The sequence below is a fragment of the Rhodoplanes roseus genome, assembly GCF_003258865.1.
Lineage (GTDB): Bacteria > Pseudomonadota > Alphaproteobacteria > Rhizobiales > Xanthobacteraceae > Rhodoplanes > Rhodoplanes roseus.
In genome coordinates this window covers 1-9,784 of sequence record NZ_NPEX01000223.1, presented here as the reverse complement: position 1 = coordinate 9,784, position 9,784 = coordinate 1, and the positions used below count along the sequence as shown (strand labels likewise).

The window sequence follows — 9,784 nt, the reverse complement described above, 5'->3', positions numbered from 1 at the left end:
ACGGCCGCCCGGCCGCAAGGTGCCGATCGAGTTCATCCGCCCCAATCCGCGCAATCCGCGCCGCACCTTCGCCGAGGCCGAGCTCGCCGAGCTCGCCGACTCGATCCGGGCCCGCGGCCTGATCCAGCCGATCGTGGTGCGCCCCGTGAAGGGTGCGGCCGACGCCTACGAGATCATCGCGGGCGAGCGCCGCTGGCGCGCCTCGCAGCGCGCCGCGCTGCACGAGGTGCCGGTCGTCGTGCTCGACGTCACCGACAGCGAGGCGCTGGAGCTCGCCATCATCGAGAACGTCCAGCGCGCCGACCTCGACGCCCTGGAAGAGGCGGCCGGCTATCAGGCGCTGCTCGATTCGTTCGGCTACGCCCAGGACGACGTTGCCAAGACGGTCGGCAAGAGCCGCAGCCACGTCGCCAACACGCTGCGCCTCCTGAAGCTTCCGGAGGGCGTCAAGAGTCTGATCACGGCCGGCAAGCTCACGGCCGGGCACGCCCGGATGCTGGTCGGCGCGCCGGACGCCGAGGCGCTCGCCCGTCAGATCGTCGACCAGGGCCTCAACGTGCGTCAGGTCGAGGCGCTGGTGCGCAAGGACACGGACGGCCCGCGCCCCGGCCCCAAGCCGAAGAGCGCTCCCGTCCCCAAGGACGCCGACACCCGGGCGCTGGAGAAGCGCCTGTCCGACGCGCTCGGCTTCACCGTGTCGATCGACCACAAGGGCGAGGCCGGCACGGTGCACATCCACTACCGCGACCTCGACCAGCTCGACGACGTGGTGCGCCGGCTGGAGAACGGCTGACCGCCGTCCCGTCGCCGGGTCCGTCCTGTCGCGGGCCCGTCTTGTCGCGGCGACGCCGCTACGCCGCCCGCACCGCGCTGAGGAACTTGCCGACCTCGGTCTTGAGGCGGTTGCTGTCGGTTGCCAGCGACTGGGCGGCGGCCAACACCTGGGTCGAGGCCGAGCCGGTCTCGTTGGCGCCGGTGCGCACGTCGCCGATATTGGACGACACGTCCCGCGTGCCCTCGGCGGCCTGCTGGACGTTGCGGGAGATTTCCTGGGTGGCGGCGCCCTGCTGCTCCACGGCGGCCGCGATGGTCGACGCGATCTCGGACAGGCGCCCGATCGTGTCGGCGATCTCCTTGATGGCCCCGACCGAGCCCTGCGTCGCGCCCTGGATCTCGGTGATCTGCTGGCTGATCACGCCGGTCGCCTTGGCGGTCTCCTGGGCCAGCGCCTTCACCTCGGAGGCGACCACCGCGAAGCCCTTGCCGGCGTCACCGGCGCGGGCCGCCTCGATGGTCGCGTTCAGGGCCAGAAGGTTGGTCTGCCCGGCGATGGTGTTGATCAGCTCGACCACGTCGCCGATGCGGTTGGCGGCCTGGGCCAGCTCCTCGACCTGACTGTTGGTCTTGCGCGCCTGTTCGACCGCCGCATGGGCGATGCGGGCCGAGTCCTGGACCTGGCGGCTGATCTCGTGGACCGACGACGCCATCTCCTCGGTCGCCGAGGCGACGGACTGGACGTTGGACGAGGCGTTCTCGGCCGCCCCCGCCACCGTGGTGGCGAGCTGCTGCGCATGCTCGGCCGTGGTGGTCAGCGAGTTGGCGGACGCCTCGAGCTCCGAGGAGGCCGACGACACCGCCTCGACGATCTCGCCGATCATGGTCTCGAAGTCGCGCGTGATGCCGTCGACGCGCTGGCCGCGCTGGATCTTGGCCTCGGCCTCGACGGCCGCGGTCGCGTCGCTCGCCTTCTTCTCGATCAGGGCCTGCTTGAACACCTGCAGGGTCGCGGCGATGCGGCCGATCTCCGTCGTCTCGCCCTGGTGCGGGACCTCGGCCGAGAGATCGCCGCGGGCCAGCGCCTGCATGGGCGTCACCACCGACGCCATGCCGCGCGACACGTCGACGACCAGGTAGACGGCGAGGCCGATGCCGACCAACGCCGACGCGCCGAGAATGATCAGGAGCAGATTGAAGGCCCGGTCGTAGGTGTCGGCGGCCGCCTTCGCGGCGGCGTCGGCGCCGGCGTTGTTGAGGGAGATGTTCTTGTTGAGGAGGTCGTCGGCCGCCTTTCCGATCGGATAGACCTTGGTCTCGTTGAATGCGCTCGCCTCGGTAGGCAGCTTGCCGGCGCTGGCGCGCGACATCTCCAGCACCTTCTTCACGCCCTCGTCGTACAGCGCCGACTGCTTCTTCCACTCCTGGAACGTGCTGCGCTCCTCCGGGGAGGAGATGAGCTGCTCGTAAGCGGCGCCGTACTTGGCGTTGCGGTCGTAGTTCAGGGCGAGCGTCTTCTCCACCGCCGCCTTCGCCTCGGGCGTCTCGGCCAGCAGATGCAGGCGAACCACGCTGCGGATGATCGTCACGCCGGCCCGCAGATCGGCGAGCGTGCGGACGCTCGGCAGCCAGTTCTGCGTGATCTCGTCGGTCTTGGCGTTCATGGCCCGCATGTTGACGATCGCCAGCAGTCCCATGCCGGTCATGCCGACCAGCAGGAACGACACGACGACGATGATCTTGGCGCGGATCGAGAGCTTCGCGAGCATGGACCGGACCTGGGCGTTTCGTGTTTCGGAAAGCGAAAAGCTCCAGTCCGCGGTCGATCACGACCGGGACCGGCGCATGATCGCGTCGGTCTGAGGAGAAGGGCGCCGATCGTGTCCGGCGACACGCGGCCGTTGAACTTATAACGTGTGGGTTCCTACGGCCGTGTTAACGGACATGGTCCAGATGTGCAGACGGGGATTCTGCTCGGCAGACCGACGAAGAGGCGACGGACCGCGCCTCACGCGGGCCGCTCTGTCGCGTAGCCGATCCGAAAGCCACCCCAGTGCCGGCCCTGCACCATGATCGGGGCCGAGCAGTCCCTCATCAGCACGAAGCGGCCGCCGCCCATGTCGCGCCGGTAGGTCTGCAGCAGGAACGGCTTGGTGTTGCGGCCGGCGGCGAGCCCGGTTCGATCGCCGAAGATCCGGCGGTTGCGGCAGTTCGCCGTGTTCCAGGCGGGGTCTCCGTGTCGCTGCGGCTGTGAGAACCTGGTGTTGTGGGTCGGCAGGTAGCCGTTGCGGTCGACGGCGGCGCAGAAGGCGATCAGCGGGCTCCTGGCGAGCAGGGGCTCCTGGAGGGGCGGCAGCAGGCGGTCGCACAGCGCCGTGAACCGCGTCGTCACCTGGGCCGGGTCGCTGCCCGGCACCGGCACATAGGTCTCGTCGAACAGGTCCGTCACGGAGATTTGGCCGGCGGCCAGCGCGCGCTCGAACAGCGCGCCGGCCTCGCGGGCCGCCTCCGTCGCGATCGTCACGAAGGTGGTGTCGTCGGTCTCCACCCCGGACTGCGCCGTCAGCAGCGTCAGCTCCTCGCTGCGCTTCAGCAGGCCGTGCACCCGCTGGTCGGCGCTGCGCAGGTCCTCGGAGGAGCGCGCGACATTGGCGCTCATCGCCTCGAAGGCGGCCTGCAGCGCGTCGCAGCGCGCCTGGATGTCGACATTGGACTCGACGATCAGCCGCATGTCGCCGCGCATGCGGGTCATCGCCGGGCCGACGTGATCGATCACCTGGCGGATCGCCGTCGTGCCGGACTGGACGGTCGCGGCGCGGCCCACCGTCTCGGCCGACTCGGCCATCAGGCCGCGGGTCTGGGTGTCGAGCAGCGTCAGCGTCGCGCTGATCTCGGCCGTCGCCTCCGAGGTCTGCTTGGCCAGCGCCTTCACCTCCTGGGCGACGACCGCGAAGCCCCGGCCGGCCTCGCCGGCCCGCGCCGCCTCGATGGTGGCGTTGAGCGCCAGCAGATTCGTCTGCCGGGCGATGGCGTCGATGCCGCCGGCCGCCTTGGCGACCCGCTCGAGCGCACCGCGCAGTCCGTCGAGCTTGCTCTCGAAGCCGGCCGTCGCGGTGGCCAGCGCGCTGATCTCGGCCAGCGACGTCTCGACCGAATGGGCCGAGGCGTCCATCTCGCCGCAGGCCGCCTCGATGGTCTGATCGGCGGCGGCCGCCGCCGTCCCGATGCGGCGATTCGAGCCGGTCAGCTCGGTCGCGGCGACCGACAGGTTCCGGCACTCGGCGGTGAGGTCCTGGGCCTTGCGATCCACGTCGGCGATGTTGCCGGCGACGTCGGCGAGCTCGACCGACAGGACTCCGACCGTCCGCGCGACGGCACGCACGACCTCGTCACCCCGCGCCGGCAGTGCGGCCATGCCTTTCCCCCCGTGCAGCATTCGCCTGGTTGCATGCTGAGGCCGTTTGCCTACCTGGAGGTTAACCGGGGAGGAGCTAGACGGAATATAATACCACTGGGGGCCGCGCGACGCCCCGCACCCCTCCTCGCGGGCAGGTTGCGGGCCATTGTCGAGGCACCCATAATCGCCACGGGCAATTCCGGCCGGCTCGTCCCGGCGGCCCAATTCCGATTGGCAGATCCATTGATCAGGGAGGACTTCATGACCAGGACGTTCACGGCTGCCCTCATCGCGGGCGCAGCCCTTCTCGTCGCCGTGCCGGGCCCCTTGGGGCGTGCCGTCGCCGCCGATTTCGGCTCCGCCCCCGAGGCGAAAGCCATGGCCGAGAAGGCGGCCGTCACGCTGAAGGCCGGCGAGGCCGACGCGCTGGCGAAGTTCAACGACGCCGCCGGCGGTTTTCGCGATCGCGACCTCTACGTGTTCTGCTTCGAGACCGGCAGCGGCAAGTTCACGGCGCATCCCAACAAGGCGCTGGTCGGCACCGACGTGCGGGCCCTCAAGGAGAAGGACGGCTCGCCGCTCGGCGACAAGCTCTACGCCGCCCCGAAGGAGGGCGCCGTGACCTCGGTCGACTACAAGTTCCCGCGCCCCGGCGGCACCGATCCGGTCGCCAAGGAGACCTATCTGGTCAAGGTCGGCGCCCAGGCCTGCGGGGTGGGGTACTACAAGTAAGCCGGCTCACGGACCGGTGCTTCGGAGCCTCGTGCCCCGGACAAGGCGCAGCAGGCCACCGGCCTGACGCGCCGCATCCGGGACACGGAGGCAGCGGCACCGTCGGCAGACCGGGACGCGCCGCTATCGTTTCTGTCGCGCCCGGACCGTGGTCTGCAGCAGGGCCCGGTGGGCGAGGGCGTCGGCGAGGTCGGCCTGGCGGCGGACTGCGGCCGCGGCCTCGGCCAGGTCCGTCACGGTCTGGCCGAGACGCGGCGTCGTCCAGGTGGAGAGCGCTGCCCGCACGGCCGGCTCGCGGCGGAAGAACAGCCCGCGAAATCCCTCCCGCACGGCATCCTGGGCGGTGCGCCCGGCATCGACGGCGAGGCGGGCGCGGTGGAGCTGGGCGGCGTGGCGCAGCGCCGTGGTGATCAGCCGGTCCGGATGCGTGCCGGCCGACCGGGCCCGCGCATACTCGGTGTCGAAGTCCTTCGGCTTGCCGGCGAACACGGCGTCGATGACGTCGTCGAGGGCGAGCGCCGAGGCGTCGGCGATGACGGCCAGCACGTCGTCGACCTCGACGCGGCCGCGCCCGTGGCCGTACAGCGCCAGCTTGCGCAGCTCGGCCCGCGAGGCCTGGCGGTCGCCGCCGAGCAGCGACACCAGGAGAGTGCGGGCGTCGTCCGCGACGGTCAGCCCGGCCGCCTTCATCTCCTGGTCGATCAGCCGGCCGAGATCGGCGTCGCCGTCGACGTAGCAGGGCAGGGCGACGGCGTTGCGGGCCTTCTCGCAGACCAGCCGCAGCGCCGAATCCTTGCGCAGGTCACCGGCCTCGACCACCACCCGGCAGTCGCGGGGAGGGTCGGCCGCGAGCGCCTCGATGGCCCCCGCCAGGTTGCTGCGGCCGGCCCGGATCCAGACGGCGCGGCGGCCGCCGAACAGCGGCACCGTGTGGGCCTCCTCGGCGATCCGGCCGGCTTCGACCGCGTCGCCGTCGAGCCGCACCAGGGCGAACGGATCGTTGGGGTCGTCGACCGAGGCCTTCACCAGCGCCTCGACCCGCTCGCGCACCAGCCCGGCATCGGGCCCGTAGACCAGCGCGATCGGCCGCGCCGCATCGGGCCGGCTCACATAGGTGTCGATCTCGGAGCCTTTGAGGGCGGCCATGGGACGTTGTCGCTCGAGCCGGCCGCGGCGTGGCCCAATCCCACTGACCCGTCATGCCCGCGCTCGTCGCGGGCAGCCACGTCCTCGTGCATTGCCGTGGGGCAAGACGTGGATGGCCGGGACGAGCCCGGCCACGACAGTCGAGAGACTCAGGTTCCCGCGACGAAATAGGAGGCGAGGCGGTTGCGGACCGTCTCGGCGATCACGCCGGCGGCGCGGGATTCGGCGTCGCGCAGGGCGCGCTGGCGGGCGAAGCGCTGCTGCTGGCCCGGAATGTCGTAGGAGACGCGGCTGAACGCCGTGTCGGTGACCACCGGCTTGCCGGTGTTCAGGTCGATCAGGCTGTAGCTCGCCGTGATGCCGAAATTCTCCACGTCCGCGCGCGCCGTCACGGTGTCGACGATGACCGAGACGCGGCTGGTCGTGATGCGCATGTCGAGCCGGTGGGTGGGCGGCGCCGGATTGCCGCCCGACAGCCCGAAGATGAGCTGGTTGCGCAGCTCGACGGCGATCCGGGCTTCGGGCGTGCCGTTCGGCGCCGGGATCTGCGAGATGTCAATCTGTCCGAGCGCGGCGTTGAGCGACGGGCCGCCGTCCAGGGTGCGGCTGCCGTAGAGCGGCTGGAAGCAGCCGGCCAGCGGCGCGGCGAGCGCCAGCAGCACGGCGCCGCGGGCGGCGCGCGTCAGGACGGCACGGCGATCCAGCGCCGGGCCCGATCCCGTTCGGTTCAGTCCCGTCCGATCAAGCCACCACATTGACGATCCTGTGCGGGACGACGATGACTTTTTTGGGGGCTGCGCCCCCGAGCGCCTTTTGTACAGCGTCCAGGGCCAGAACGGCAGCCTCCACTTCCGCTTTTCCGGCGGTGCGTGGCACCGTTACATCACCTCGCTTCTTGCCGTTGATCTGCACCGGCAGCGTGACGGTGTCCTCGACGAGCAGATCCGGCTCCACCTCGGGCCAGCCCGCCTCGCAGACCAGGCCGGTGTGGCCGAGGGCCGACCAGCACTCCTCGGCCAGATGCGGCATCATCGGGTGGAAGAGCTGAATCAGGATGGCGGTCGCCTCGCGAACGGCCCAGCGATAGTCGGCGGGCGGATCGTCCCCGGCGGCGCCCAGCGACGCCTGGAACGCGTTGGCGAGCTCGTAGATGTGGGCGACGCAGCGGTTGAACCGCAGCTTCTCGATATCGTCAGAGACACGCGACAGGGCCAGATGCGCCGCCTTGCGCAGCGCCACGGAGGCCTCGCCGAACATCGCCGGCCGTGGCAGGTCGCCCTTGGCGGCCACCGCCTCGGCGTCGCCGACCAGCCGCCACAGGCGCTGGACGAAGCGGGCCGCGCCTTGCGCGCCCTCCTCGGTCCAGATGACATCGCGCTCGGGCGGCGAGTCCGACAGCATGAACCAGCGCGCCGTGTCGGCCCCGTACGAGCCGATGATCTCGTCCGGATCGACCGTGTTGCGCTTCGACTTCGACATCTTTTCAATCGGCCCGATCTCGATCGGCACGTCGGTGCCGATCAGGGTCGCGGTCCGGGCGTCGCCCATGCCGACGATCGCCACCTCGGACGGCGCCGCAAACGTGCCGTCCGGCTTGCGGTAGGTCTCGTGCACCACCATGCCTTGCGTGAACAGGCCGGCGAACGGCTCGTCCAGGCCGGCATGGCCCGTGGCCTTCATGGCGCGGGTGAAGAAGCGCGAGTAGAGCAGGTGCAGGATCGCGTGCTCGATGCCGCCGATATACTGGTCCACCGGCAGCCAGGAATCGACCGCGGCCCGGTCGGTCGGCGCGTCGGTCTTCCACGGATCGGTGAAGCGCGCGAAATACCAGGACGAGTCGACGAACGTGTCCATGGTGTCGGTCTCGCGCGTCGCCTTGCCGCCGCATTGCGGGCAGGCGACGTGCTTCCAGGTCGGGTGCCGGTCGAGCGGGTTGCCGGGCCGGTCGAACGCGATGTCGTCCGGCAGCGTCACCGGCAGGTCGGCGATCGGCACCGGCACGACGCCGCAGCTCGGGCAGTGGATGATCGGGATCGGGCAGCCCCAGTAGCGCTGGCGCGAGATGCCCCAGTCGCGCAGCCGGTACATCGTCTCGCGGCGGCCGACGGCGGAGTTGCCGCGCGTCTCCCGCTCCAGCCGCTTCGCCACCTCCTCCTGCGCCTCCGGGATGGTCATGCCGTCGAGGAACGCTGAGTTGATCATCCGGCCGTCGCCCACATAGGCCTGGTCCGTGATCGTGAAGGTCGCCGGGTCCTGCCCCTCGGGGCACACGACCGGCGTGTTGCCGAGCCCGTACTTGTTGACGAAGTCGAGGTCGCGCTGGTCGTGCGCCGGGCAGCCGAAGATGGCGCCGGTGCCGTACTCCATCAGCACGAAATTGGCGACGTAGACCGGGAGCTTCCAGGTCGGATCGAACGGGTGGATGGCCCGGATGCCGGTGTCGAAGCCGAGCTTTTCCGCCTTGTCGATCGCTTCCTGCGCGGTGCCGATCCGCTTGGCCTCGGCGATGAACGCCGCCAGGGCCGGGTTCTTCTCGGCCGCCGCCCGCGCCAGCGGATGGTCGGGCGACAGGCCCATGAACTTCGCCCCGAACAGCGTGTCGTGCCGGGTGGTGAAGATCTCCAGCTCGGTCTCGCCGGCCGGCGTGGTCGCCGGATCGAGCGCGAAGCGCACATGCATGCCCTCCGAGCGGCCGATCCAGTTCTTCTGCATCAGCCGGACTTTTTCGGGCCAGCGGTCGAGCCCGTCCAGCGCGGTGAGCAGCTCCTCCGAGAACTTGGTGATCTTGAAGAACCACTGGACCAGCTCGCGCTGCTCGACCAGCGCGCCGGAGCGCCAGCCGCGTCCGTCGATCACCTGCTCGTTGGCCAGCACGGTCTGGTCGACCGGGTCCCAGTTGACCTTGGACTGCTTGCGCTCGACCAGCCCGGCCTTCACGAAGTCCAGGAACATGCGCTGCTGGTGCTTGTAGTAGCTCGGGTCGCAGGTGGCGACCTCGCGGTCCCAGTCGAGCGACAGGCCCATCGACTTGAGCTGCGCCTTCATGGTCGCGATGTTGGCGTAGGTCCATTCGCGCGGATGGACCTTGTTGGCCATGGCGGCGTTCTCGGCCGGCATGCCGAAGGCGTCCCAGCCCATCGGGTGGAGCACCTTGAAGCCCCGGGCCCGCTTGTAGCGCGCCACCACGTCGCCCATCGTGTAGTTGCGCACATGGCCCATGTGGATGCGCCCCGACGGGTAGGGGAACATCTCGAGCACGTAGTATTTCGGCCGGGGATCGTCGTTCCGGGTGGCGAAGATGTCGCGCTCGTCCCACACGGCCTGCCAGCGCGGCTCGGCGACGCGGGCATTATAGCGTTCTGCAGTCATGAGATTCGGCTCGCTCGCAGCGAAAATGTCGGCCCGTTGGACATCATTGCGACGCCCGGGTCAACGATTCCGCGTCCCGGCCGGGTCGTGCCCCGGGCAGGGTAGGCCCGCGCGGCGGGCGGAGGCGCTCGGCCTCACCCCGCCTCGGCGAGGCGGACGTCGCGGTCGACGACGGTGGTGTTGCGGCCGCGGCGCTTGGCGGCGTAGAGGGCGCCGTCGGCCGCCTCGATCAGGGTCTGCGGGCGGGTGTCGCGTGCCGGCACATGGGCCGTGACCCCGACGCTGACGGTGAGGAAGCCGGTCGGCGCCTCCTCGTTGCGGATGCGCAGCGCCATCACGGCGAGCCGCAGCCGCTCGGCGGGCTCG

8 protein-coding genes are annotated in these 9,784 nt (G+C 70.5%); 2 read left to right on the top strand and 6 right to left on the bottom strand.

Annotated features, from left to right (window positions below):
• Positions 1-793 (top strand): ParB/RepB/Spo0J family partition protein (locus CH341_RS23500; RefSeq protein WP_111421414.1); only part of this gene is annotated, 793 nt, incomplete at its 5' end.
• A 58-nt stretch (positions 794-851) separates the two neighbouring features.
• Here CH341_RS23500 and CH341_RS23495 read toward each other — a convergent pair.
• Both CH341_RS23495 and CH341_RS23490 read right to left on the bottom strand, forming a co-directional pair.
• Positions 852-2,543, bottom strand: coding sequence for a methyl-accepting chemotaxis protein (locus CH341_RS23495; RefSeq protein WP_111421413.1), 1,692 nt, complete (start codon positions 2,541-2,543; stop codon positions 852-854).
• Positions 2,544-2,782: 239 nt separating this feature from the next.
• Positions 2,783-4,189 carry a methyl-accepting chemotaxis protein gene (locus tag CH341_RS23490; protein ID WP_170149775.1) on the bottom strand — a complete coding sequence of 469 codons (1,407 nt, stop codon included), beginning with the start codon at positions 4,187-4,189 and terminating at the stop codon, positions 2,783-2,785.
• 243 nt (positions 4,190-4,432) lie between these two features.
• Between CH341_RS23490 and CH341_RS23485 the strand changes: the two genes are divergently transcribed.
• A complete protein-coding gene (locus CH341_RS23485) occupies positions 4,433-4,903 on the top strand; it encodes a cache domain-containing protein (protein ID WP_245431215.1) in 471 nt (156 codons plus the stop codon).
• Positions 4,904-5,026: 123 nt separating this feature from the next.
• On the opposite strand, the gene holA is transcribed toward CH341_RS23485, so the two are convergent.
• The 4 genes from holA to CH341_RS23465 all read right to left on the bottom strand — a co-directional run.
• Complete coding sequence (gene holA, locus CH341_RS23480) at positions 5,027-6,049, bottom strand: DNA polymerase III subunit delta (protein WP_111421411.1); 1,023 nt, start codon at positions 6,047-6,049, stop codon at positions 5,027-5,029.
• A 149-nt stretch (positions 6,050-6,198) separates the two neighbouring features.
• Positions 6,199-6,804, bottom strand: a complete 606-nt coding sequence (locus CH341_RS23475) for an LPS assembly lipoprotein LptE (protein ID WP_111421410.1) — start codon at positions 6,802-6,804, stop codon at positions 6,199-6,201.
• Positions 6,791-9,418 (bottom strand): leucine--tRNA ligase, encoded by a 2,628-nt coding sequence (gene leuS / locus CH341_RS23470; protein WP_111421409.1) that lies wholly within the window; start codon positions 9,416-9,418, stop codon positions 6,791-6,793. The genes CH341_RS23475 and leuS overlap by 14 nt, the downstream gene beginning before the upstream one ends.
• A gap of 134 nt (positions 9,419-9,552) precedes the next feature.
• Positions 9,553-9,784: diguanylate cyclase (locus CH341_RS23465; RefSeq protein ID WP_146604588.1), on the bottom strand; the 232-nt coding region annotated here is incomplete at its 5' end.

Coding starts and splice junctions, on each gene's coding strand:
- CH341_RS23485 (WP_245431215.1), top strand. CDS start 4,433: ATGACCAGGACGTTCACGGCTGCCCTCATCGCGGGCGCAGCCCTTCTC.
- holA (WP_111421411.1), bottom strand. CDS start 6,049: ATGGCCGCCCTCAAAGGCTCCGAGATCGACACCTATGTGAGCCGGCCC.
- CH341_RS23495 (WP_111421413.1), bottom strand. CDS start 2,543: ATGCTCGCGAAGCTCTCGATCCGCGCCAAGATCATCGTCGTCGTGTCG.
- CH341_RS23475 (WP_111421410.1), bottom strand. CDS start 6,804: ATGTGGTGGCTTGATCGGACGGGACTGAACCGAACGGGATCGGGCCCG.
- leuS (WP_111421409.1), bottom strand. CDS start 9,418: ATGACTGCAGAACGCTATAATGCCCGCGTCGCCGAGCCGCGCTGGCAG.
- CH341_RS23490 (WP_170149775.1), bottom strand. CDS start 4,189: ATGGCCGCACTGCCGGCGCGGGGTGACGAGGTCGTGCGTGCCGTCGCG.